The following is a 225-nucleotide window of genomic DNA, read 5'->3' as shown; positions in this document are numbered from 1 at the left end:
GATCAAAATCAAAGCGTGCAGGATTCTTTTTTGTAGTATGCACCAGATGCTCTGCGGCATTAAACCGCCTTTTTGCATCAGGGATCTCTGCCAGTTTCTCCCACACCTGCTCATATATTTCTGTCAGGTAACTGACCGCAGACCGGTAGATTTCCAGTGTCTGGCGGACCGGGATATTCTGTTTTCGTAATTCTACGCCATAGCTGGATACGGTCTGCATCTCTT

The 225-nt window shown here is 47.1% G+C and carries 1 pseudogene; it reads right to left on the bottom strand.

Annotation, left to right across the window (positions count from 1 at the left end):
- Positions 1-225, bottom strand: a pseudogene (locus tag LJE12_RS21260) (IS200/IS605 family accessory protein TnpB-related protein); the annotation flags it as partial.

The sequence above is a fragment of the Blautia sp. DFI.6.71 genome, from assembly GCF_020593585.1.
Taxonomy (GTDB): domain Bacteria; phylum Bacillota; class Clostridia; order Lachnospirales; family Lachnospiraceae; genus Blautia_A; species Blautia_A wexlerae.
This window is presented reverse-complemented; position numbering and strand designations above follow the sequence as displayed.